We start from the raw sequence: 26,164 nt of genomic DNA on the forward strand, positions 1-26,164 counted from the left end.
AATTTTGCTTCATAAAATTTACATTATGAAAGCAATACAATTAAACAGTTATGGCATCGAACATTTAAAAACAGTAGAAGTTCCAACGCCAGAAATAAACGAAAATGAAGTATTAGTAAGAACTACAGCAGTTTCATTGCAATACTTGGACTTACTTACAGTTGAAAACAGTTTCGGCTTTAACATTCCTCTACCATTTATTCCTGTTTCGGAAGGTGTGGGTGTTGTAGAAACCGTAGGAAAGAATGTTACACGCTGGAAGAAAGGCGACCGTGTCCTTATTCCATTTATTATACGTTGGGAAGCAGGGAAAATCACTTCCTATCATAATGCATTAAGAACTGGTATGCAGACTTCTGGAACTTTAGCAGAATTTACTGTACAACCCGAAAACACATTAGTTCGCACTCCTCAAAATCTTACGGATGAAGAAGCCACTTCCCTATCTATTGCAGGATTGACCGCTTGGGCAATGCTAGTAACTCAAGCCAGTATAAAAGCCGGACAAACGATCCTAATACAAGGAAGTGGCGGTGTTTCTTTGTTTGCCTTACAAATTGCAAAAATGTCGGGATTGAAAGTTATTGCTACCACAGGAAGCAAGGAAAAAGAGCATAAACTAAAAGCATTAGGAGCTGATGAAGTTATTAATTATAACGACTTTCTCGAATGGAGCAATGAAGTAAAACGTTTAAACAACAATACTGGTGTGGACATTACTCTTGATGTAGCTGGAAACAAAACAATTGAGCAAAGTATTCTTTCTGTTAAAGAGCATGGTTTTGTAGGCTTAGTAGGATTTATGTCTGGCAGCAAAATTACTTTTGACGTCTTCCCCTTAATTATAAACTATATCCGTTTGCAGGGCTATTCTGTAGGGAATGCACAGGAATTAGAAGAGTTGGTCAATGCTATTGAAAAAAACAACATTAAACCTGTCATAGATAGCATTTACTCAATAGAACAAACACAAGAAGCATTTTTAAAATTGAAATCAGGGAATGCTTTCGGAAAAATAGTCATCAAATTTTAAAGAAATGAAAATAAGAAATATAGTCTTGATAATCTTTGTATGCATCAAATTTAACGGTTACCCACAACAGATTATCAACGGTTTTGCAATGCCTGAAAGCGTAACATCAGATGGCAAACGCTATTTTGTTTCCAATCAAGGACAAGATGTTTTCAGCAAAGATGGAGATGGTTTTATAAGTGAAATATCGGAAGACGGAAAACTAATCAAACTGAAGTTTTTACCACAAAAAGGGGTTTTAAATGCCCCTAAAGGGTTAACAATAGCAAACAACATATTGTACGTTGCAGATATGGAGCGCATTGTTGGCTTTGATATCAATACAAGAAAAACAGTATTTGAACTCACTATACCAGATGCAATAGTTTTAAATGATATTTGTAGGTTAGAAAATGATTTTATTGGTGTTACAGAAACGATTTCAGGCAATATCTACAAGATAAACACTAAAGACAAATCAGTTGAAATAATTGGTAATTTACCTGCTGCAAACGGAATAAACTACAACAAAAAAACGAAACAATTAGTGGTTTGCACCAATGGTAAAAACTATGGAGAAGGTTCGGTTTACATTAAAACAGGAAATGGAATATTTAAAGAGTTACCTAATATTGCTAATGGATTTTTTGACGGTATAGAATGGATAGATGATAACCATTTGTTAATTTCAGATTGGGTAACATTTCCGGTAAAAGACTTTGGAAAATTATGGATTTACGATTTATTAGAACAAACAAGCCAAACATACTTTACAGGCGAAAGTGTTGCTGATATTTATTACAATTCTGCTACTAAAAAAATCTATATGCCTCAAATGTTTCACAATAGGGTGCTAATCGAGGAAAAAGACAAGATAACATCAACTGAACAATCAAAAAACAATATATTATACCATTATGGTATTATCGACGCTTTTATCGGAGGACTTTACAAAGGCTCATTACCTATCAAAGAATTAAAACTGAAAGGAGATTTTGGTATTGCAGCTCCAGATATGCTAGATGGCGAATTAACTATGCTTAATGGAAAAGTTTACCAGACAAAAGCCACAGGCGAAGTAAATGTAGTAGAAAACGAGTACAAAACTCCTTTATCAACAGTTACTTTTTTCGAGGCAAATATGACATTCTATGTAAACAATGCTACAGAACAAAAGGATTTATTGGAAACTATTGAAAACCGATTAACAAATAAAAATGCAATGTATGCTGTAAAGATTACAGGCGATTTTAGCAATATGAGAACTAGGGCGTTTCCACCAGTAAAGGAAGAACCTTTTCCTGCGCTTTCCACAATTTTAGATAGGCAGCAATTTTTCAACATCCAAAATACCAAAGGAACATTGGTTGGCTATCATCTACCAGAATATTTGAATGGAATACAAATGAGCGGTTTCCATTTTCATTTTCTTTCAGCAGACACCAAAAAAGGAGGACACGTTTTAGATTTTAAGGGCATGAATTTAAAAATCGAAATTGCCGAGCTAAAAAGTTTTGAATTTGAAACACCAACAACCAATGATTTTCAAAATTTCCAATTCAGAAAAAAACATAATGAAGACTTGGAACGTATTGAGCAGGGGAAGTAAAGTTATTGGACATAATACGTAATATTCTTAAACACTTCTTACTTTATACTTTAAAAAAATACGAATTAAAATTTGACGTTTTCCTTGAATTATCATCTTTTGGCAATTCTTTATAAAAAGAAAAAATCACAAATTACCAAGCATTAGAACAAAGCTTAATAATTAAATAATATCTTTTCTCAATAACTGAGTTTATTTTCTTGAATGTTTTTATAAATTTGCAATTTTTTATTGAAACCCATTTTTTTCAATACAAAATTGCGATTTTCATATAAATACCACACAACATTTTTTTAAAACCTGCATTCAAAAACAAATCATATTTAATTAAATACAATGCTTAAAAAAAACAAACCCCACGTTCTATTTTTCATTCTTTTAAATTTATTTTTTAGTATCACATTATTCTCTCAAAAAAGCATTTATGCTGGAATTGAAATTGGTCGCCGAGCTATAAAAGTTTCAGTTATAGACGTAAACAATATTAGAAAGGCCGATTACAAAATTCTTTCTTTCTCAACTGAAAGAATCCCTTTTGCCGATCATATTGCTGCTACGGGAGCACTTCCTCAGGAAGACATCAACAGAGCCAGTGTTGTAGTATCTGACCAATTGAAAAAAATCAGAGCTGATTATAAAATTCTTGAAGAAAATATCTTTATCGTTGCAGCTCCTGTTTTTCAATCTGCACGAAATGCTGAGACTTTAAAAACTAAAATCGCCACTCTAACCAACAAAGAACTTGAAATCCTTGAGGCTAATGAAGAAGCAAAAACATTAGTTAAAGGTGCTATGCCTCCAGTTGATTATGCTAGTGCTTTTCTTCTTGATATTGGAGCTCAAACTACTAAAGGCGGTTACATTGATGAACTTAAAGATAACAAACTAGAATTTGTTCCACTAGAATTGGATTTTGGAACAATGACTTTAACTGATGCTGTTCAGAAAACCGTTTTAAATCAAAGTCAGGCAAATGATATGTTGACTTATCAAGAAAAGTCATTTGACTACAATACTATTCTGCGTAAGAAAACAAAAGAGCTTTTTGATGCAAATCCTCCTTTGACCAAAAAGAATAAAATTTATTTATCTGGTGGTGCTGTATGGGCATTTTCAACACTATTTTACAATGAAAACGTTAAAGAACATTATATTACTTTAACCCTGCAAGATGTAATTGATTATGATGCGATTTTGAAAAACAATTTCACCAAATTTACTACCCTAGCCAAAACCAATTCAGAAGCGGCAAGAGTTTTAAGCACTTACGATCAAAAATATCTTATTTCTGCGAACAACATTTTGCTGACTTGTTTAGAAAGTATTCCAGAATTGGAGTCTAAAAAAGTGTATTTCGTAAAAGAAGGACAAGTAACATGGCTTATCTCATTTATTGCAGATCGTTCTAAAAAAGTAAATACTAATTTTTAAGAATCTTAAAAATTACCTCAACAAAAAAAGCTTCAGATTTCTCTGAAGCTTTTTTTGTTGAAATACTACTTTAAAAAACAAATTTGATAAAGTATAGCAAATATTAAAAGCAATTAATAATCCAATTTTCTTATTATTTGTTTTAATTTTAACCATTAGAATAATAAATAAATGAACATGTAAAACTGATGTGTAAAAATATCTATCCAGTCTACTATTGTCGAAGTTATACAACATTGAAATGATAATTCTGATATGCATTACTAAAACGCGCCCCATTATCATTTTTTATTTGTACTTCTGCAAATGAATTAATTGTTCTCTCTTATGTCTAGAGAATTTTTTGTATTCACGAGTGAGACGCTGACGTCAACAGGGATGATAAATTTAGTAATATTTTATATAATCTTGCCAATTTTCTGGATACAAAGTCTTTACATATTTTATTGTTGCACTTGTTATAGGCTCTTTATCGTAATCTAATCCTTTGGTTTTTAGAAAATCAACAATTTCTTTTTTTTTTCTGATATTGTGGCGATTTTAAATCAATTATTGATGCTCTTAATAAATATAGAACTGAAACTTCTTTTTCATTATTAGTTACTGATATTATTATTGGCTTTTTATAATCCGCTCCTTTTCTTAAAAGATACTCAGCGATATCCATTCTTTCCTGAATTAGTGATTCTGCTAATGGACTTTGAATATATCCTCTTTTAAAATAATTTATATCTGCGCCTTTTTCAACCAATAATTTAACTTTTTCAAAACTATTGTCCTCAATATTACTGGAAATTGATGCAGTTATAGCTGAATCTATTATAGTAGATTCATTTTTTATCTTCTTATTGAATGTGTTCTCTATTGAATTAGGATCTCCTTTGTAATTCAACAAAAGTCTTAAATACTTTAAATCATCATTTTTAGCAGCGACAATTACTGCCGTTTTTCCTGTATAAGTATCGTGCAAATTTGGATCTGCACCTAATTTTAATAATGTCTTTACAGATTCATATTTATTATTATAAATTGCAATCATTAATAAAGTACTTCCAAATTTTTTTTCTTGAAAATTTATCGGTATCTTTTTATTATTTATTTCCTCTTCTATTTTAACTTTGTCTTCTGCCATCACAGATTTTGCTAGTGTCCAGACAATAGTTTGTTGAAACAATCTGTAATCCATACTCGATAACTTAGTTTTGTCAACAATTGTCTGCTGATTTTGACAACTGAAAAGAAAAATCACAAAATATATTAGGACGCTTTTTTTCATAATTTATTTAGAATTTAGGTGTAGTTGCTGATCTTAAAATATTTTTTATTGCATCCCAAGTCCCTCCTGTAGGAGATAAAGCTTCAATTACATGTTCTATACTATGACCATTAATTAATGATCCGAAATACGCTCTGAAAAAGAGATATCTCAGGAAGAGTTTGGGCTTATATCTCCAGTATTCTTCCTGTGCTTCTTTCACAATCCTCTCTTTGGTTAATTGAACAATCTTTCATTAATATCTAATTTGTAAGCTCGATTTGTATAATATTCTATAAAACGGTGAGAGCACATTTTACAATAGTACTGTGTTTATTATTTTTGTTCTCCCATTTTTTATAACCTTTTGCTCTTATATTTGCACAATTCATTACCATCCCTAACTTTGGAACACTATATCGCATTTTTACTCATTTTAGCTCATTTAAGGCAATATTAAAACAAAAAAAGATGAGCATGCTCATCTTTAAATTATTTATTTCTAAAATTTGTTCAATTTCAAAAGATTTCAAAAGATTAGAATTTCGAAATCGCATATCATTAACTTTGAAACAGTACCAAAGATTAATCATCTGGTAAGTATTCGTATTTTTTCAGTTTTAAAATCTCGTTACTAATTTTTTTTATCCATAAATTTTGATTTATGTCATTACCATAAACTTGATTATCATACAAATCATCTAATTCGTTTTTCTGCATAATATTACGATTGTAAACTTTCACATAATTATCCTCAATATAATTTTTTCTAGATTTTAAGCTGTCAAACGCTTTCCTAATTCTCCTTGCATATAACTCAGTAATATCAAAATGCAATTGCTCGTGTGCTAAAACTTGAGTATCGCTTGTTAATGTCCAAGATTTATTTTTAACAAAAATAGATTCAATTTTATAACTTGTAATAATACTTTCTGTTGTTTTATACTCAAAATTAATAACAGAAGTAGTTCCAGCCACAGTAACCAATACCGAATGACTTGTATCAGGCACACCTTTAAAGTCTTCCCATTTTAACTTCCTATCATTAGACCATAAAATAATATTTTCTTCTTGACAACAAGCTTTTTCACTGTATCCATAGTTAGGTATCGTTGAACTACAAATAATTATGACAAATATTAATATTCCATATTTTAATCTCCTTTTCATATATTATCTACTTTTAAGAGTTGCACTCTTTGAATTTTCACCTATTATACCTTGTCCTACTGACAGCCTTTGTGGGTCTATGCCATTTTTTACAAGAAATTTCTTAATTGCTTTTGCTCTTAATAATTGTAAATCTCCAACTGTGCCATCAACCCCATCAATGTCAATTACGGTATTTTTTTTCAAATTAGGATGATTTCGATTCCTTACATTTCCTTGAATTAATAATAAGACTTGCGGATAATCAACTAAAGTTTTTAATAAGTCATTCAATGTTTTTCTTGAAGCATCATAATCTATTTTAGGTGAGAAAGATTCGAAAACAATATCCACATTAATAATTTTATCTTTTTTCAAGCTCGGTGGATATATCCTTTTAGTCAAACTCGGAACCGGAGGAGTGGGAATATTAAATTCTGAAGTTTCAGGTTCAGGATTATCTCCTATAACTAACCCAGTAGATGTCAACCCAGGTATTTTACCTGGAGTTTCTCCTGTTTCTCCTGTTTTTTCAGTTTTCTTTACGTAAACTGGTTTATCTCTGCTTCCACTGCTTGGAAAATCAGCGTCAATAAATAAAGACTGATATAATGAAGGCTCTTTAACAACACAACTACAATCTTTCCCAAAGATTATTTGCTTTATACCATTACCTATTCTCCTAAATATATTACCAAGTAAATTAAAAATCCCTAAACCATATTCATCAACATTGTATACTGGATTATCATCGCTTACTACGTACGGAGATTGATAGTTTACAAAATCAGCCATAGGGTCTACAACCGCAAATCTACCTAAATCTGGCATATACATACGAGCTCCAAAGTCATACATGTTAAGCCCCAGCTCATCTTGTAGTTCTTTTTCGTTGAACTTGAATTTTAATCCATCATTCGTAGAATTTTTAAGAACATTATATCCTTCTTGTTTTAATCCAAAAGGATAATAGTTATTCTCTTCCTGTATAACAAGATTTTTGTCATAACTCAAACGGATATTCCCTAAATGATCTTCGTATTGATATATGTATTTAAAAGAGCTTGCCGTTACTGCTTCTACATATCCTTCTGTTGTCGGGAAGAATTTTAGTACTGTATTTACATATTGATAACCTCCCAAATAATCTGTAGTTGTAACAGTTGCTGGCGATGTCACAGTTACAATTTTCTGAACTTTTTGTCCCACTGCATTGTAAAGATATGCAATGTTCCCTGTTGTACCAAAAGTAATTTTAGCAGGCAGGTTTAAATGATTATAGGTTATGGCGGTAATATTTTTATTATTATCAGAAATCATGTTTCCGTTGGCATCATAGGTATAATCATCAGTTGAAGCAGTATTATCAACAAATCCTACATTTTTATTACTACTGTCTACCACTTTTGTAAGCTGATTACCAGCATTAGTACTTCCGTAACTGTAAATTAAATTATCTATAGCAGTTGCTGAGAGATCATTACCTCCATTGCGTAATAGAGTCATAATATTACCGTTTTTATCATAGGTTAGTGTTTCATTATAAGCATTATTGGCTGCAGCTGTTCCTCTTTTAAAAACACCTTCTTTTAATCGATTCAGGTTGTCATATTTATAACCATAACCACGAATTACTGGTGTGACTTCTGAAGCACTAGTCCAATAGGTTTCAGCAATATTTCCGTTATATAAAGCTCTTACACCTGTTATACCACTCGATATAGTATTGTAATTTATTCTAAAAGCAAATTGATCTTTTGGATCTGTACCTTTAGTTAATGCATCAACATCATTAATGTTTGTAAGCCATCCACGAATATTATATGCATAATTGATGTTTTGAGTTGGAGCTACAGTAGTATTTCCAACTTTTTTAGAAATCAACTGTCCTAACTCATCATAAGTATTACTGGAAATAAGCTCTACTGTACCATTATTTATTTGATGTGTCTGTGTCAATAAACGATCCTGATTAGAATAGGTAAAAGCATCTTTCGTCATTAATTCTGTATCTGAACTTAACCTTTTATGCCTTGTAATGCTGTACTGCAGCTGCCCAGAAAAAGGATTCAATTTATTATCTGCATAGGTATAGCCTCCTAAGAAATTTTGTGTATAAGAACGTATCGGCCTTGCTTTAGCGTCATATAACGTATAAGCAAGTTCGTTTCTGTACGTAGTACTGTTCTCTAAAATTCTTGTCCAGCTTCCTGTCGCTAGTCCAACAGGTTTTTCTGTTGTGGCAGTTTTAGTGATATAATATACATTTTGTGTTTCAATAACTGCTGGTATTGTTGGTGCATTGGGATAATTATAATCATCAAAATAATTAACAGTAAGCACATGATAATCCGCAATTGGCCAGGCAGTAGTAGTATACCTAAATGATACTCCATTTATAGTAGTATTAGTTGCATCTGCAATTTTAGTTTCACTAATTGTTGTATAATCATTTTGATTATCCTGAAGCACTTTTCTACCTAAACTGGTAACAGTTCCCGTAATCCATGCTGTGATGATTGGACGATTTAAAGCATCGTATTTGGTTACAGTCCATCCGGAAGAAGTAATATCTGTAAATGGAGATAAAGAAGGCCCTGTTGCTATTGGTCTGTCTAATTTATCATAAACAATAAACTCCCATTGTTTTCCAGGTAATTTTTTCTCTACAAGTCGGTTACGAGAATCATACTTGTATTGATAACATAAGTTATTTAAAGCGTTTTGTAAATTATTATCAATTTGTGCACTAAAAGTACTTCCGGAAACAGCATTAAAGCCCGGTAATAATCGTATAGAATTTGTTGCTGTTAATGACAGTGTCGATCCTGAAGAAACTACCGCAGTAGATGTAACATCACTTGGTATGTTTAATGTATTAACGATATCTACCGCTTTAGGCGGGAGTACATATGTTAAATTCCCATACTGATCATAAACATAATACGTATCATGTTTTATTCCGGCATCATAAGTACGTTTTAAGACTACCTGTCCTTCTTTATTTTTAAATTCAACTGTTGAACCATTAGCCTCTAAAGGTGAAGCCGCTGTATTTTCATCATATGTTATGGTCTTAAAAAGCTGATATTGATCATAGAGACCATTTGCATTTCCGTATGACAATGCAATATCATATAAACCATTATTTGAATTCCAAACTGCATTAACAGCATAGTTTTTTACTGCATCATTAGTAACATTGGTTTGATAATCCATTTTTATTGTATGGTTATTTACCATAGCCCAGTCATTTCCTGGTGCAGCTTGCTGTAAAACACGATCTAATGGAGAAGACTCTAACTGTTTTTCGTTAAATGGATTTGTATTTGCTACGCCATAATTAGTTTGATACTGTGAAATTAAATTAGGAATCAGATTTAAAGGGTTAATATAATTTGAATTCGTCTGCGTAGAAGCATATGGAAGATATTCTCTAATCTGTCTTCCATAAGAATCATATTCAATAGGTATAACGATGTCTTTTCCAGAACCAGAAGCTTGATAGGCTGCTTTTTGAATTGGCCTCCCAAGTCCGTCGAAATAGGTTATATTTTGATTTGCCTGTAAAATAGTTGGGTTTGCAATACTCGATGTTGTCTCTGATTTATATACAATATTCTTAATAGAGTTTTGATTTTGTAAACTCGCTTCTAAAGAAGTACAGTTAGCATTTGTACCCGGAATTAAAGGACAATTATCGCTATTATTGGTCACGTAATTCCCATCAGGCTTAATACATTGGGTAAAGCTAGGTGATGAAGGATCACCTAAACCATCTAAATCATTATCTAAATACCAAGTTGGAGCTAAAGTACATGAAAGGTTTTTGGAAAAATTTAAATAGCACCCAGTCAAGTTAGTAGGTGCATTTGTCAAATAAAAAACTAAAGTATTATTTTCAATTTTTGCTGCATAATTGGATAACGGATTTCCAGGACTTGAAGAAAGCTGACCTAAATCCATATTAGGTAATGAAATACTCAAGGAAGCAATATTCCCGATTTTTAAATTTTGAGAAGTTGCCCAACTTGCATCTATTTTAATGGTCAAAACATCATCTATAATAGAAATTGCGCCACCTCCGGTACCAGTCTGACCTGTATTATTTAGACTTGTAACGGCAATACTTTGTGAGTAATTAGGATAAATTCCGGCTTGAATTTGACCAAAAAACATTAGCAATAAGAATACTAAGTAGTAGTTGTATTTTTTCATCATTTTCAAATTAGTTTTTATACTGATATTTATTTTCTGATACTATATTATTGTCTTTATCTCTTATCGTAATTAACCTGCCCAGAGCATCGTAGTTATATGTCATAATATCCGATTTTGGATCAGTTATAGTACTAACCCCAATTAATGGTCTGTAAGTGTATGTATTAATAGGACTATTAACCAAATTAGCATTCGAACGAAGAGGATTTATAAGAGACAACTTGCTTTCATCATAAGTATCCAGTACTGTAGTTGTTATGCCTAATGCAGCAGCTACTTGAGAATAGGTAGCATTTTCAATTTTAGCTATTGGTAAAGTTTTATTATAACCCCAAAGTATTGTGACACTAGTGCCGCCCTCTAAAGTATATTGCTGAATATTTCCTTTTGAATCGTACTTATCATAGGTAACTTTTTTCTCTGTACTGGCGGTGTTAGCATCATTTATTCCTTTTCCTGCATAAACAAACTTTGGATAGATGAAATTAGATGTAGTAGCATCTTTTGCATATTCAATAATTTGTCTCGATAACAGTTGTGTATTTTTACGATTTTCAGTTACTAATGGAATTCCTATCATTTTTGCTGCAGTCATTGTATTTTTTATCGCTAATTGTTCTGGATTATCATTAGCATAATAAAAAGTAGTTGACAATTGATCGTTATTACTATTTGTAGTTGATTTAGTTCTGATGTTTCCTTCAGAATTATAAGTATAACTTTCAGTACTTGTTAAAAAATTAGTCCCATAATATTGTTTTGTAACAGTATTGTCTAACAAGTTCCATTCTGACGATATTGGATAAACATTATAAGAATATTTATGTCTTCCACCTAATATGGCTCTTTCATGTGGATCTGGACCAAAAAAATGAGTATTAATAGCAATTCCGTAATAATAAACAAGTCCACTGTTGAGATTAGTGTAATTATATGTTTTTTGTGTTAAAAGCTGATTAAGATTGTCGTAAACATATTCGTTCCAAATTAAGCCATTACGTAAATTTGGAAAAACAGGATAGTTCTTTGAAACAACATTATCAAAATTGTAATAATTAAAAACTCTCTTTCCAATATTATTTTGAGTATTAGTCGACATCTCAGTTTCTTCAACTTTATCGTAGCCAATTAAATTACCTCCCTCAGAAATTAAATTATCTGATGATATAGATAATTTACTAAGTGGACCATGCTCCACAAAATTTGGGCATGAATATCCCGGCGCTGGTGGCGTACAAGAGAAATACCATGCTTCACTTAATACATCTATTGGATCAAAACGATTTAACAATTTACCTCCATAATAACTAAGCTGTTTGTTTGAAATTAAATTACCTGGACGATCAAAATTTTTCACAGATTTTATTCGCATTCCACATTGATTACTAATAGAAGTATCTATTCCAGTATCATCATTATAAGTAAATCTGGAATTAACCGATGCAGAATGGTAATAATTTTCCGCATAATTTAAATTATCAGGCATGAATACTTTTACACTATAAGTAACTGAAGGAGAAGAATCGTAAGGCACTTGAATTGTTTCATACCATTGTTTTCCACTATTATTTGTAAAATCCACATTCAAAACTGTACTTAAATCCCATCTTTTGATCAAAGTGGTAGTTGGAGTTCCGTTAACTGGTTTTGTTTTAGTAAATTCAATGTAACAACCTGACATTTCTAAATAAGTCCAAGGAGCTCTGTTAATATTTGTGGCACTTATCACGTTACTGAAAGTAATTCCAACGCTTTTTGATAAGGTGAAAGTTTTTATCAATGTATTATTCACATCATTATTGTCTAAAACATAGTAGTTTTTATAAGCGAGATTGTTCTTTGCTATATCAGGTATAAATTGATTGTTAAATGAATTTGGTTCATACTCAAACTGTGTATAACCACCGGTTGGATAAGTAATTTTATTGAGTAAATATGTTCCAGCCATTGAATTATCAGTATATCTGTTGGCACCAGAATAATTATAAATAAAAGGACTATTATTAGTTTGTGCAAGATATTGTTTAGGATAATCAAAATAAGATAAATCAGGTAATAACTGCAGGTTTGCCTGAGCATTATAATACCCCCAAAAGTCTTTTGCCATCGAAATTTTAAGAGGCATTGTATTTGTTAAATCATAATCAAACTTGTATGCAGGCTTAGTTCTGTCTTCTACTTGAGTTGTTTCGTCAGTATATCCAATTTCCTTTAAACTATCCAGTTTTAATCTTTTACCTAATGCTCCTTCATAAGATGTAACAAGTGGGTTGCTTAAAGCATTCGGTGTTGCTAGTGTGGTATAAGGAAAATAACTGTATCCAAATTCAAATGCTTTTATCTTTCTACCTGTTACAGCCGAAGTAATTAAAATTGATTTTAGTCTTTTTAAATTACCGTTATTATTAACATTTGGAATAATATCATCTCTATTTTCTAAATTAAAATTAATTGTAGTATCTTCTGTTGTAATTGAAGAAAGAATTTTGATATCGCTTTGCTGAGTATTAAGACCTAATACAGGCGAAGGCCCTCCGAAGAAATCATATAAAAGTGTAGATTCAGAGTAGTTATAATCAATAAAATGTGCATCTATATAACTAAAAATAATCTTCTTGCCATTTATTAACTGTATTTCTGATAATTTAAAAGTTTTTCCGGCCTTATCACTATTGGCATAATATCCTTGTTCATAGGCTGTTTCAACAGTATTAAAAACATATTTTATGCCATCTAGAGTTGTAATAGTAATTCCAGAGGTTGTTTTTTCAAATTTTATATCTGTTTTTTTGTCAATTTGTACTACCTGCTGTGTTTCAGGATTTATGTAAAACTTACCAGAATAATTTGCAAAATTATAATGATAAATATCTGGCTGTCCGCTTCCTACCAGTAATGCTGCGATAACTTCACCTGCATCATCACCTGCCTCGCTACCAACAATTTTGCTATCGCAACTCATATTTAGACAAGGTTCATAAAATGAATAGCCTGTCATTGCAACGTTTTTATTTACGCCTTGTGGAGATGAATTATTAATTCTATCTTTAAACAAATTATATCCACTTGGATTACCCCCATAATTGAGATTATTGTCTAATTCATCTCTTTTTCCTCTAACTTCTTGCAGTATACTTCCACCCGGAGACAAATCCCAGCCTAAACCTACCCAAGTTGCCTGATCTGATACTTTTATACCCGAATTATGATAATTTAGTGTTATCGGAATTTCCAAGTCTCCCTCTTTAATAGTATATATCGGAATCGAAATATTAGCTGTTCCAGTATAATATCCAATAGGAATATCACCAAACCTACCGAGAAGCGCTGCTTCTGGCGAAGTTGGAATACTATTGATTTTGGGCGTGTAAGATGCTGTTGTTTGTGAATATAAAAATGTATTAACTGAGCATAAAAAAAACAATGTAAAAACATTGCTTTTTTGTTTCATCAAATAATTAATAACATATTGCAATTTGTTTTGATGGATAAGGGTCATATATTAGATAGATTATTATAAACTTTAACAAAATATATTTTGTAGACAATATTAGACCATTTTTAAATGTTAATTTTTATTTTTTTTAACAAGATTAACCCTCTTGGAAAATTAATTTTGTTAAATATTTGACAATAAATACATTAATGTAATTTTGATTAGTTTTTGTAAGGGTTAAAACTTTAATATATATTTAATTTTAAGTTTATCCTTATCCAATTTTTACTTCAACTTATGTTGAATACGAGTATTATTTGGAGACATAAAGCATAGAGGCTTTTAATAAATTAATTTCTGCTAAAAATCTTAATCACAAACCATTCAACACTTTACATAAAACCAAATCAAATTGTGAATATCTATTTCTAAAATTCTGACGATATTTTGATAGCAAAAATTATCTTTGGCATCCTTAAAAAAACAAAGAAGATGAGCGCAATTTGGTACGAATGCAAAGTAAAATATAGAAAAACAGACGAAACTGGCGGACAAAAAGTGGTTACAGAACCCTATTTGGTAGATGCTATATCGTATACAGAAGCTGAAAAAAGAATTAATGAAGAAATGGCGGCTTATGTAAGTGAAGAATTTAAAATCACGAATATAAAAGTTGCCAATTTTGCTGAAATTCATCCTTTTGAAAATGCAGACCGTTGGTTTAAGTCTAAAGTTTCTTTGATTGCTTATGACGAAGAAAGCGGAAAAGAAAGAAAATCAAACATGTACATGCTGGTTCAGGCAAATGACGTACGAGAAGCCTTCGACAATACGATTCACGTAATGAAAAATACGATGGGCGAATATTCGATTCCGGCAATTTCAGAATCACCAATTATGGATGTTTTTCCATATTTCAGCGGTGAAGAAGAAGAAACTGAAATGCTGGAAAGATTCAACGCTCTTAAAGCTTCAAAACCTGCAAAAGCCGACGAAGAAATCGTTGACCACATGGAATTTGAAACCGCAAACGAGGAATAAAATCAAAAGCTTCAGAGAAATCTGGAGCTTTTTTATTTTAAACCCACAATCAAAATAAATCCTATATTAGCTGTACTAAAACCAAACCACCACTCCAAAAACTAAATTTTCATGAATAAAAAAACGATTGTATTAATTGGGTTTATCATTTTAAAATTTGTTTTACAATATACTTTAATCAGTCCCGAATATGATTTACAGCGTGATGAATACCTTCATCTCGACCAAGCGCATCATTTAGCTTGGGGATATCTGTCTGTTCCGCCTGTGACTTCCTGGTTTTCGTACGTTATTTTTTTATTAGGAAATTCTGTTTTCTGGGTAAAGTTCTTCCCCGCCCTTTTTGGCGCTTTAACGCTTTTAATGGTTTGGAAAACTATCGAGCTTTTAAAAGGCAATTGGTATGCTTTAATTTTAGGAGCATTATGTATTGTTTTTTCAGCATTGTTACGAATTAACATGCTGTATCAGCCAAACTCTGTAGATGTTTTATCGTGGACAGCTTTTTATTATGTGGTAATTCAATATATTTCTTCAGAAAAACCTAAATGGCTTTATATCGGAGCTGTTGTTTTTGCATTTGGATTCCTAAACAAATACAATATTCTTTTCCTCTTAATCGGACTTTTTCCAGCGCTTTTACTTTCAAAACAACGTAAAATATTGGCTGAGAAAAAATTATATTTTGCGTTGATTTTAGGAATTCTTTTGATTTTACCCAATCTATTGTGGCAGTACAACAATAATTTTCCTATTGTACATCACATGAAAGAACTAGCAGAAACACAACTGGTAAACGTAGACCGTATCGATTTTTTAAAAGAGCAGATTCTATATTTTATTGGAGGTTTATTCGTAATTCTTTCCTCTTTTTATGCTTTAGTATTTTACAAACCTTTCGAAAAATTCAAATTCTTTTTTACATCGATCATTTTCACGCTGCTTGTTTTTCTTTATTTCAAAGCCAAAGCCTATTACGCCATTGGTTTGTATCCAATTTACATAGCATTTGGAGCTGTTTACCTTGAAGATGTTTTACAATCAGGATGGAAACACTATTTAAAACCTGTATTTATTTTACTCCCGTTATTGTTTTTTATTCCGATGTACCAGCTTGCCTTTCCTAATAAAAGTCCAGAATACATTGTAAAAAACAAACTTGGAACACATCGTTGGGAAGATGGAAAAGAACATAACCTTTCTCAAGATTTTGCTGATATGCTGGGCTGGAAAGAACTAGCTCGAAAAACAGATTCTGTTTATGCTTTATTTCCAAAATCTGAAAATACTTTAGTGCTTTGCGATAATTACGGACAAGCTGGAGCTATTAATTATTACACTAAAAAAAGCATTAAAGCCGTTTCTTTCAATGCTGATTACGTGAATTGGTTCAATTTGAATGTGCATTATACGAATCTAATTCGTGTAAAAGAATTTGAAGAAAATAGTACTGAATTTAAAGAAACCAGTCCGTTTTTCGAATCTGCACGCATTGGCGGAAGCATAACAAATCAATACGCCAGAGAATACCAAACAACAATTTTCGTTTTCACTAAAGCTAAAGTAAACATCAATAACAGACTCAAACAGGAAATCGAAGAAGAGAAAAATTATGACAATTAAAATGATTCATTTCGATACAATTGGTTATTTAAAAAATGGAAATCCCAGACAAATCAAGGCTTATAAAACACTTACCCAAAATAAGATTTTAGAAAATCTGTCTGAATTTGATCCTATTTTAGCGGGAACTATTCCAATAAATATTGATATTGAAAACAGCGATCTCGATATTATTTGTTATTGGCAGAACAAAACTCATTTCATCGAAATCATCACTGACCTATTTCTATTTAAAACTGATTTTAAAATTTCGGAAGCAATTGTAAATGAACAAGTTTCTATAATTGCAAGTTTTAAATTAGAAGATTTTGAAATTGAAATTTTCGGTCAAAATATTCCAACCAAAAACCAAAACGGTTACCGACACATGATTATAGAACATGAAATTCTACAATCGCGAGATGAGAATTTCCGTTTAGAGATTATAAAACTCAAACAAAACGGCTATAAAACCGAGCCTGCTTTTGGCAAATTATTGGGTTTAAAAAACGATCCTTACGCAGAATTATTGACTTATAAAATATAAACTCTTCAAGCATTAATAAATAATTATTTAAATATCAACAAATTACACCAAAACACCTTTTCTAGAAAATATTTCAAGAATTTCTTTGGATAAACGTATTTAGTGTGTATCTTTGCACCCGAAACATCGCGGGATAGAGCAGTAGGCAGCTCGTCGGGCTCATAACCCGAAGGTCACAGGTTCGAGTCCTGTTCCCGCTACTAAGAGAAAAAGCTTCAGAGAAATCTGAAGCTTTTTTTGTTTCTGATTCTCTTTGCGAGCACAGATTACAAATCTGCGCTATCGCTGTCTACATATCGCAGCGATCGAGTTTGAAAAGTTTAAAAAAACTATTTTAAAAAGCTTTGCCTCAAGAACGTGGTTTAGGCAAATTTCTATCGTACATAATAATAGTTCCTGCCACGGCCACATTTAGGCTTTTTTCCGATTTAAATTTCACTAAATTATGACATTTACTCATCGCATTTTTAGATAAACCGTGATCTTCTGCTCCCAATAAATAAACGCATCTTCTTGGATGCTCAAAAGTTTCTAAATCAGAGGCTTTGTCGGTCAGTTCTACACCTACTAATCGTGCTCCTTTAGGCAAATTTTCATAGAAAGCTTCAAAAGTCTCGTAATGAAAATAAGGAATCGCTTTTACAGCATCATGAGTATCACACGCTTGTTTCGCATATCGATTACCAATGGTAAATATAAAAGTAGCACCCATGTTTTGAGCCGAACGCCACAAAACTCCCAAATTTTCAGGCGTTTTACCATTTTGTATTCCTATACCAAAGTATTCATTTATAAAATTATCATTCATAAAGGCAAAAGTACAAACTTTAAATATCAATTTACAGCACTTGGCGCAAAACACTTTTTCTTAATTCTACTATTCATCTAAAAGAATAAATGATTTCAAATTAGGATATAATATCTGACAAAAAGAATATTTTACGGGATATTTTTTATCTTTGAAATCAGACTTTTTAATTGAGATAGCTTTATATTTGAGCCTTCAGAAAATCAGAAATTATTATGGAACAGAAAATTCATCAGGGAAGAAACGTAAAACGCTTCAGAGAAATGCTTGGTATCAAACAGGAAGCTCTTGCTTATGATTTGGGTGAAGATTGGAATCAGAAAAAAATCTCTATTCTGGAACAGAAAGATGTAATCGAAGATAATCTGCTTAAACAAATCTCTACTTCTTTGAAAATTCCTGTTGAAGCTTTTAAAAATTTTGATGAAGAACAAGCCATAAATATTATATCCAATACTTTTAATGATCAATCCAATGGATACAATTACTATCCAACTTTCAATGTAAATCCAATTGAAAAATGGCTTGAAGCTTTAGAAGAAATCAAACGATTAAATCTGGAACTTTTAAAAGCCAAAGAAGAACAAATTAAGGTTTTAGAAAAATTATTAAAAAAGGAATAAACTTTTATAAATGTATAATTCAAAAAGAGGCTTTTGAGCCTCTTTTTCATTTTAAAAATATTGAAGAACAAACAAAAGCTCTTTAAAACATATAAGAATATTACTTCAAATCAAATAAATCTCAATTTTTCTTAAATTTTTTCATTTTAATAAAAGAAGAAAAAAGCATTGTATTTTATTTTCTATACACAAAACAATTAATTATCTATCAAACAAATACAGCATACTTAACTTAATTATTTTATAATTAAACATTCCTAAATAGGTTGTTTTCTTAAAATTCTTCAAAAAATTTTTTCGCTTTTGTGTTTGGTTATTCCAAAATTAATTGCATTTTTGCACCCGCAATAGCAAAACAGGTCCGTTCGTCTATCGGTTAGGACGCCAGGTTTTCATCCTGGTAAGGGGGGTTCGATTCCCCCACGGACTACAAAAAAAGCTTCAGAGAAATCTGAAGCTTTTTTCTTTTAAAATAACTCTCAATTAAAGAAAATCCCCCATTTTCTACAGAGAGTTAAAATTAGAAAACCTCAAAACTGCACAATTTGTGACCGTAATGAGGCTCCGCTAAAATATTATATAGCCGATGATTCAAATTGTTTAAGGTCTCGGGTGTTTTTTTGCACAGCAAGCGCAGAAAACAGTCCTAATACAAACGACATCCCAAAGAAACCTTTTTCACTTAGGAGTAAATTGGCGTTCCACAAACCAATTATAAGCAATACTATCGAGGCAATGGTACTAAACCAGCTTATGCTGTAATACAAGTCTGTAACCGGAATACCTTCTAGTCTGTCACGCACACTTTTTTGCACTGATATTACAGAGAAAAGACCAAAAAGAAGAATTGTAAAATAATATCCTTTTTCGTTGTACGCCATATCCGAATTATAAAGTCCGATACAATACGAGGTCATCCCAATAATTAACGTCATCCACGAAGCGCCTATAAAGGCAGCACTAGGTTTTAATGGACTAGATCCATTATTTAATCTTGCATTTTTTAATTCCGAATTGTTGTTTGATTCATTTGATTTTAGCGGTTCCATAATTTTATGTTTTATAATTATGAAGCAAATTTCAGCATGAAACCGGAGTTATGAAAATCAATTTATGAATAAAACTGACGATATAAAAAATAGTTTTTCTTATTTTTACATTCATAAATATAAAACTATGAATGCACTTCAGGAAATATCCAACATGATGAATGAAACAGAAAAAAAGGCATTCATACAACATTTATCCAAAAAGAACAAACGTAAAGACGTTGGAAATATTGAATTATTCAATTCTTTAAAAACTGACGATATAAAATTAAAAAAGTCAGATTTAAAAAATCAAAAAAGCAGCGATGCTTATCATGCATTACGAAAAAGGCTTTATGATAACATGGTGGAATTCATGGCGACTCGAAGTTTTGAGAATGACACTTCAGAAGAAAATACAATTCTTCGCCTTATTGTGGTAAGCCGTTTGTTTTTTGAACATAAACTTGAAAAAACGGCTTTTAAATGTTTGGCAAAAGCGGAAAATATTGCAACGAACATTGAACATTTCCGTCTTCTTAATGAAATATATTTGATGCAAATACAATTTGCTCATTTCAATCTTTCTCAGCCAATTGAAAAAGTAATACAAAAGTTTAAAGCCAATAAAAAAAAGCTTGAATACGAAGAGCAGCTTAATCTTGGTTACGCAGTTTTACGCCGCGAACTTGCCGCGATTTATCATGAAGGTCGTATTGTAGATTTTCAGGCGGTAATAAAAAACACCATCGAAACACACGGAATATCATTGAAACAAGGATTGACTTTTAAATCCTTGTACCAAATTTTATTTATTGCCAACGAATACGCTTCTATAAACAACAATTACCTGCCTATTCAGCCTTTTGTGATGACAAGCTACAAATTCATCAGCAAAAAAGCAGATTTGACTAATAAGCATTTATACTATCATATTTACATATTGTATTTTATTGCTAATTTTCATTTTCGCAACGGTCAGTTTTCTGAGTCTTTGAATTATCTTAATTCGATGTTTACCGAACTTCAGAAACAGTCTGGTAAATATTACCATCGTTTCTGTTTGAGATATTTTCTTTTGCTGGCTTTCAACGAAAACTATCTGGGAAATTGGCAAAAAGCAATCGAAATTGCCGAAAAAGCTTTAACCCTAAACAAAAAAACAGATCCTAATGATAGTAACGATGTCCGTTTAATGCTTATCGTTTTTCATATTCAGCAAAACGCGGGACGAAGTGCTGTAAAAGAAATGGCAAAATTAAGCCATACCGACAGCTGGTACGAGAAAAAAATGGGTATGGACTGGACTATCAAAAAATGTCTGATGGAAATAATGCTTCACACACAGCAGGAAAACACAGAACTCGCAATTTCCCGAATCAAAAGCTTTAAACGACGTTATAAAAAATACCTGTTAACGGTAAACGAAGAGCGCGTTGTGCAATATCTTTCGCTTATAGAACAATATGTAATGAAAACCGAAATCATAAAAAATGAAAAGTTTCAAACCACAATAGAAAATTTTATCATTACAGCACAAAACGGACCTAAGGATATTTTCATCATGAGCTTTCTGGCTTGGTTACTTTCAAAAGTGAGACAGAAACCAATTTATGAAACAACATTAAATTTACTGGCGATCTATTTTCCTGAATCTCATTTACACAAAAAAACCGCTCATCTCTGAACGGTTTTCTAAATTATTTTCCAAATAATTAAGCTCTGAATAAAGCGTATTTATTATAGTTAAACAAAACTCTATCGTATGGAACATAAAGAGAAACAATTTTCTCTGATGATTCGTCGAATTTAATTCCGTTGTGTTTTCTGAATAAGTAAATCTCTTTTAAACAATTCGAAAGACTTTGGTGAATTTCACTTGTAAATGTTGGAAGTTTTTTATCGCCAACTAAAAGATCAATTTGGTAGTTTGAACTGCTTTTAGATAAGTTGTTACCAATAATTCTAATGGTAAATGTTGTTGATTTTCCGTATTGTTCGCCCTGATATTGTAGTGTCATAATTTTATCTTTTTAAAGGTTGTACTTTTTGTTTTCGTAATTAATAAGGTGGAAATAAATCCAATTTTAAAGTTATAAAAAAAATCGAAACCGGCCTGCAAACTTAAATTAAATTTGTGGTTAAAATCAATTCAAGATGTGATTTTCTGATTTCTTTTCTTCGGTTAAATCTCATAAAAACGGTTTCCCATTTCCGATGGAATTGTTCCAGACAAATTGTTTTTAGAAAGCTCTAAATCTTTCAAATTCTTCAACTTACAAATCGTTTCAAGAATTGATCCTGAGAATTGATTACTAGAAAAACTAAAAACTTCCAGCTTTTTTAAATTACCAATTAAATTGGGAATATTTCCTTCCAGATTGTTTTTATGAAAATCTATTACAAGATACAAAGCGCCTTATGTCGATAAAGTGTTAATAAATAAAAAGGTATTATTTTTCTTGTTTTTAGCAATACTATTTTGAGTATTTTTGAAACAACTAATTACAAAAACCTCATATTATGGAAATTAACTTTTACGCATTCCTAGTTTCTGCGATCGTAACACTTGTCGTAGGCTTCATCTGGTACAATCCAAAAGTCTTTGGAACGATTTGGATGAAAGAAAATAATCTGACCCAAGAAGAACTGAGAAAAGGAAGTATGCTGAAAATTTTCGGACTTACTTACATTTTTTCTTTGATGATTTCGATGACTTTAATGTCGTTGACCATTCATCAATCAGGCGCAGTTGGAATGGTTGGCGGCCCACCTTTAATTGCTTCTGCAAAACCATCTTTTTCTGCTTTCATGGCAGATTATGGAACAGCTTACAGAACATTTAAACACGGCGCTCTGCATGGTTTCTTATCTGGATTATTTTTTGCTTTCCCTGTAATCGGAATCAATGGTTTGTTTGAAAGAAAATCTTGGAAATACATTTTTATCCATGCTGGTTTCTGGATAATAACACTTACGTTAATGGGCGGTATCATTTGCGCATTTGCTTAGCTCAAAATACAAAACCCGTTTGAAATCAAAGTTCAAACGGGTTTTCTTAATAATAACTTAAAGGAATTGAGTTATTGTAAATATTCTCTAATTTTGACGAAATTAGTCTACTCATTTGAATACAACCTATTCTTTCCAGATTTACAAAAGCACTTCCTTACTGCCTTTAGAATGGAATTCGCTTGCTGCTGATAATATTTTTTTGACACGGGAATATCTCGAAGTACTGGAAAATTCTTGCCCAGTAAACATGACTTGTCATTTTATTGGACTTTTTGAAGAGAAAAAACTAATTGGAATTGTTCTGACCCAATTTTTATTTGCCGAAAAACTCGAATCGTTTGGAGAACGTGACAAGTGTTTAAAAACATCTGTCCGTAATTTTGCTTTAAAAAACTTTGCTTCGCACGTGTTATTTGTTGGCAACAATATGCTTACGGGACAAAATGCTTTTATCTTTAAAGAAAATGTTAAGCAATCTAAAGCGATAAAAACACTTCATAAAGCGATAAATCAGCTAAAAAAGGATTTGAAAGAAAGCGGAAAGAAAGTCCACATTACAAGCATAAAGGATTTTACTGCAAAAGAAATCGAACCACTTCAGGCTGAATTTAAAAACAATTATACGTTTTCGACACAGCCGAATATGGTTTTCGAAATCAGAGAAAACTGGAAAACCGAACAGGATTATATCGATGCTTTATCTAAAAAATACCGCGATCAATACAAACGTGCCCGAAAAAAATCTGAAGGAATCGTAAAACAAAAAATGACTCTTGCCGATATTAAAAAATACGAGGATGTAATTTATGATTTGTATTTTCATGTGGCCAAAAATGCTCCTTTCAATACTTTCTTTCTAGCCAGAAATCATTTTAGTTTTTTCAAAGAAATTATGGGAGATAACTTTTTATTATATGGTTATTTTTTAGACGAAAAACTTATCGGATTCAATACTCTAATTAAAAACGGCGAAGTAATGGACACTTATTTCTTAGGATACGACGAAAGTGTACAACGCGAAAAAATGCTGTATCTGAACATGTTGTACGATATGATCTCCTACTCCATTAAACAAGGCTTTAAGGAAATCGTTTTTGCTCGTACTGCACTTGAAATCAAAAGTTCTGTTGGCGCCAAACCAGTAAAAATGTATGGTTTGATAACACACAGCAACTCGTTGATTAATCACAATATTTCAAGATTTTTTAATTATCTGGAACCTAAAACGGAATGGCAGGAACGCAATCCTTTTAAATAAAATATTCCCTTTCAAAGTTTATTTTTTTAGAAAAATATCATGTCGCTCCGATGGAGCTTTTGAACTTTAGTGATAACAATTTCTATAAATATTTCGCTCCTAATGGAGCTTTTTTAGCTCTGGAAGAGCGAAATATTTATAGAAAATAATATCGGCGGTATAAAAAGCTCCAGCGGAGCGACACGATTTAAGATTTGCAATATTCCTTCAACAAAAAATCAATCACAATCAAGGAACTGCCAATTTCATTTGTTTGTGCAGAATATGAATTTCTAAAGAAGTCTGCGCTCCGCAATATTCACCATCAATTTGAAAATGAACTGGGTAATCCGTTTCGATAGTCGCTTTGTCTGTTGAAATGATCACAATGTCATCAGAATCAATTGGCATATTTCCGGTGATAATTTTTCCAATTAAAAACAAATCAAGACTTTTCAGAATCACCAATTCAAACTTTCCATCATTCATAGTTCCGTTTGGATTAATAATTACGCCTGTTCCATATTTCTGCGAATTGGCAATTACAATCATTCGGGCCACATGCTGAACTGTTTTATTATTCGCAGAAATTGTAGCTACAAACGGCGCATCTGATTCTGTTAATGTTGTAAAAGCCTGCAGCGCATATCCCCAAAAGCCACGAACATCACTTTGCTCGTAGTTTTTTACCAGATTAGCATTTAATCCGAGATCGCTTAAATGAATGCTTTTTTTGCCGTTGATGCAAATCATATCCATTTCGATATAATGATGCAGAAAGGCTATTTTTAGGTTCTCCTCGATTCCAGCAGGGAGATTTAGATCAACAGAAAGTCCGTTTGCTGATCCAGCCGGCAGAATTCCAATAATTACATCGTGTTCTTCCATGGCTTCAGCGACCATTTTGATTGTTCCATCTCCGCCCGCAACAACGATTCGTTCTGGATTATATTGATCGTATATTTTTTGAATTTCTTTTAAATCATTTTTTCCAGTTGTTTCATAAACTTCTAAATCAAAATGATTTGTCGTTGCAAATTCTTGAACAGCTTCTATTAAATCGGATTTGTCGAGATCTCCAGAGATGGGATTTACGACAAAGAGTATATTCTTTTTCAAAATTTTATTTTTAAAACCAATTATATTAAGTAAATTACAGTTACATAAATATACGTAATTAATGAAACCAATTTTACAATTATATCGAGGTTATGCAAATGAGCAAGAATTAATTGTGATGGGGCATGTTTTAAGAAGAGAACACAACTACGATTTTGAAAAAAGAAAGCTAAAAAACGCCACCTCGATTCTAAAGTTATTCCGAATAAAAACCATTAAAAATTTTGATGTTTATCTCCATTATAATAATGAAGTGATTCATACCAAAACTTTAGACGATGGTTTTTTTAATTTTTGCATTCCGCTGGAAAAGGAAACTCATTTTGGCTGGATGCCGTATGAAGTCAGTCTGAAATATCAAGATAAAACGGTTCACTGCAAGGGTAGTTTTATTCGGCCACATAAAGGAAAACTGGGCATTATATCCGATATTGATGATACATTTTTGATTTCGCATACTAAGAATTTATTTCTCAAAATATATATTTTGCTTTTTAAAAATGTAAACGACCGAAGAGTATTCAAAGATGTTGTGGCACATTATCAAGCATTGAGCCAGGCTGGAAGAAATAATCCTGAAGAAGGAAATGCATTCTTTTATATTTCAAGCAGCGAATGGAATTTATACCGGTTTATTGCCAAATTTACCCGCATTAATAAACTTCCAAAAGCAGTTTTTCTGCTGAAAGATATCAAAAGAGGAATCACCGATTTTTTTATGAGCGGAAGAGGGAATCACGATCACAAATATGAAAAGATAAAACATGTGGTTGAGTTTTACCCAAATTTGAAATATGTTTTATTAGGAGATGATTCTCAGCATGATCCTATGTTGTACGAACGAATCTGTAAAATTTTTCCAGTTACCGTAATTGCTGTTTATATTAGGCAGACTGGAAAATCTCAAAAAACAGAAGTTAAAAAAATACTCCACAATTTAGAAACACTTGATGTTGCAGTGTGTTATTTTAAAGACAGCAGTGAGGCTATTGAGCATTCTAAGTCTATTGGGATTATTTAGTTTGAGTTTT

The 26,164-nt window shown here is 31.7% G+C and carries 20 protein-coding genes and 2 tRNA genes; 13 read left to right on the forward strand and 9 right to left on the reverse strand.

Annotated features, from left to right (window positions below):
• Positions 1-25: 25 nt before the first annotated feature.
• The 3 genes from P2W75_RS00570 (at position 26) to P2W75_RS00580 (ending at position 4,052) form a co-directional block, all read left to right on the forward strand.
• Positions 26-1,033, forward strand: coding sequence for an NAD(P)-dependent alcohol dehydrogenase (locus P2W75_RS00570; protein WP_276378525.1), 1,008 nt, complete (start codon positions 26-28; stop codon positions 1,031-1,033).
• Between the two features lie 4 nt (positions 1,034-1,037).
• Complete coding sequence (gene budA / locus P2W75_RS00575; protein WP_276378526.1) at positions 1,038-2,621, forward strand: acetolactate decarboxylase; 1,584 nt, start codon at positions 1,038-1,040, stop codon at positions 2,619-2,621.
• A gap of 336 nt (positions 2,622-2,957) precedes the next feature.
• Positions 2,958-4,052, forward strand: coding sequence for an exopolyphosphatase (locus P2W75_RS00580; RefSeq protein ID WP_276378527.1), 1,095 nt, complete (start codon positions 2,958-2,960; stop codon positions 4,050-4,052).
• 502 nt (positions 4,053-4,554) lie between these two features.
• Here the strand turns inward: P2W75_RS00580 and P2W75_RS00585 are convergent.
• From P2W75_RS00585 to P2W75_RS00600, 4 genes are all read right to left on the reverse strand, one after another.
• Entirely contained in the window at positions 4,555-5,184 is a 630-nt protein-coding gene (locus P2W75_RS00585; protein ID WP_276378528.1) for an ankyrin repeat domain-containing protein, read from the reverse strand.
• Positions 5,185-5,892: 708 nt separating this feature from the next.
• Positions 5,893-6,477 carry a hypothetical protein gene (locus tag P2W75_RS00590; protein WP_276378529.1) on the reverse strand — a complete coding sequence of 195 codons (585 nt, stop codon included), beginning with the start codon at positions 6,475-6,477 and terminating at the stop codon, positions 5,893-5,895.
• A gap of 3 nt (positions 6,478-6,480) precedes the next feature.
• Positions 6,481-10,677 (reverse strand): DUF6443 domain-containing protein, encoded by a 4,197-nt coding sequence (locus P2W75_RS00595; protein ID WP_276378530.1) that lies wholly within the window; start codon positions 10,675-10,677, stop codon positions 6,481-6,483.
• 7 nt (positions 10,678-10,684) lie between these two features.
• On the reverse strand, positions 10,685-14,128 hold the full coding sequence (locus tag P2W75_RS00600) for a hypothetical protein (RefSeq protein WP_276378531.1): 3,444 nt from the start codon (positions 14,126-14,128) through the stop codon (positions 10,685-10,687).
• A gap of 477 nt (positions 14,129-14,605) precedes the next feature.
• On the opposite strand from P2W75_RS00600, the gene P2W75_RS00605 reads away from it, so the two are divergent.
• From P2W75_RS00605 to P2W75_RS00620, 4 genes are all read left to right on the forward strand, one after another.
• Entirely contained in the window at positions 14,606-15,154 is a 549-nt protein-coding gene (locus P2W75_RS00605; protein ID WP_276378532.1) for a DUF4494 domain-containing protein, read from the forward strand.
• Positions 15,155-15,265: 111 nt separating this feature from the next.
• A complete protein-coding gene (locus P2W75_RS00610; RefSeq protein ID WP_276378533.1) occupies positions 15,266-16,777 on the forward strand; it encodes a glycosyltransferase family 39 protein in 1,512 nt (503 codons plus the stop codon).
• A gap of 1 nt (position 16,778) precedes the next feature.
• Positions 16,779-17,303, forward strand: a complete 525-nt coding sequence (locus P2W75_RS00615; protein WP_276379901.1) for a DUF4269 domain-containing protein — start codon at positions 16,779-16,781, stop codon at positions 17,301-17,303.
• 127 nt (positions 17,304-17,430) lie between these two features.
• Positions 17,431-17,503 (forward strand) — tRNA-Met (locus tag P2W75_RS00620).
• 149 nt (positions 17,504-17,652) lie between these two features.
• Here the strand turns inward: P2W75_RS00620 and P2W75_RS00625 are convergent.
• Entirely contained in the window at positions 17,653-18,111 is a 459-nt protein-coding gene (locus P2W75_RS00625; protein ID WP_207297566.1) for an RNA methyltransferase, read from the reverse strand.
• A gap of 215 nt (positions 18,112-18,326) precedes the next feature.
• Between P2W75_RS00625 and P2W75_RS00630 the strand changes: the two genes are divergently transcribed.
• Positions 18,327-18,734 (forward strand): helix-turn-helix domain-containing protein, encoded by a 408-nt coding sequence (locus P2W75_RS00630; protein ID WP_207297569.1) that lies wholly within the window; start codon positions 18,327-18,329, stop codon positions 18,732-18,734.
• A 358-nt stretch (positions 18,735-19,092) separates the two neighbouring features.
• Positions 19,093-19,164: transfer RNA gene (locus tag P2W75_RS00635), tRNA-Glu, on the forward strand.
• Between the two features lie 145 nt (positions 19,165-19,309).
• On the opposite strand, the gene yiaA is transcribed toward P2W75_RS00635, so the two are convergent.
• A complete protein-coding gene (yiaA, locus tag P2W75_RS00640; RefSeq protein WP_276378534.1) occupies positions 19,310-19,783 on the reverse strand; it encodes an inner membrane protein YiaA in 474 nt (157 codons plus the stop codon).
• A 64-nt stretch (positions 19,784-19,847) separates the two neighbouring features.
• On the opposite strand from yiaA, the gene P2W75_RS00645 reads away from it, so the two are divergent.
• Positions 19,848-21,449, forward strand: coding sequence for a tetratricopeptide repeat protein (locus P2W75_RS00645; RefSeq protein WP_276378535.1), 1,602 nt, complete (start codon positions 19,848-19,850; stop codon positions 21,447-21,449).
• Positions 21,450-21,477: 28 nt separating this feature from the next.
• On the opposite strand, the gene P2W75_RS00650 is transcribed toward P2W75_RS00645, so the two are convergent.
• Complete coding sequence (locus P2W75_RS00650; RefSeq protein WP_207297573.1) at positions 21,478-21,783, reverse strand: hypothetical protein; 306 nt, start codon at positions 21,781-21,783, stop codon at positions 21,478-21,480.
• A 164-nt stretch (positions 21,784-21,947) separates the two neighbouring features.
• The gene (locus P2W75_RS00655) at positions 21,948-22,175 is read right to left on the reverse strand and encodes a hypothetical protein (RefSeq protein WP_276378536.1); all 228 of its coding nucleotides are present in this window, start codon (positions 22,173-22,175) and stop codon (positions 21,948-21,950) included.
• 110 nt (positions 22,176-22,285) lie between these two features.
• On the opposite strand from P2W75_RS00655, the gene P2W75_RS00660 reads away from it, so the two are divergent.
• Positions 22,286-22,774, forward strand: coding sequence for a DUF1761 domain-containing protein (locus tag P2W75_RS00660; protein WP_207297575.1), 489 nt, complete (start codon positions 22,286-22,288; stop codon positions 22,772-22,774).
• A 115-nt stretch (positions 22,775-22,889) separates the two neighbouring features.
• A complete protein-coding gene (locus P2W75_RS00665) occupies positions 22,890-24,035 on the forward strand; it encodes a GNAT family N-acetyltransferase (RefSeq protein WP_276378538.1) in 1,146 nt (381 codons plus the stop codon).
• A 228-nt stretch (positions 24,036-24,263) separates the two neighbouring features.
• Here the strand turns inward: P2W75_RS00665 and P2W75_RS00670 are convergent, their stop codons facing one another.
• Positions 24,264-25,133 (reverse strand): diacylglycerol kinase family protein, encoded by an 870-nt coding sequence (locus P2W75_RS00670; RefSeq protein ID WP_276378539.1) that lies wholly within the window; start codon positions 25,131-25,133, stop codon positions 24,264-24,266.
• Positions 25,134-25,194: 61 nt separating this feature from the next.
• Between P2W75_RS00670 and P2W75_RS00675 the strand changes: the two genes are divergently transcribed.
• Positions 25,195-26,154: an App1 family protein gene (locus P2W75_RS00675; RefSeq protein WP_207297578.1), complete on the forward strand. Its 960-nt coding sequence runs from the start codon at positions 25,195-25,197 to the stop codon at positions 26,152-26,154.
• Positions 26,155-26,164 lie beyond the last annotated feature (10 nt).

The organism is Flavobacterium sp. H4147, assembly GCF_029360735.1.
In the GTDB taxonomy this organism is placed as follows: domain Bacteria; phylum Bacteroidota; class Bacteroidia; order Flavobacteriales; family Flavobacteriaceae; genus Flavobacterium; species Flavobacterium endoglycinae.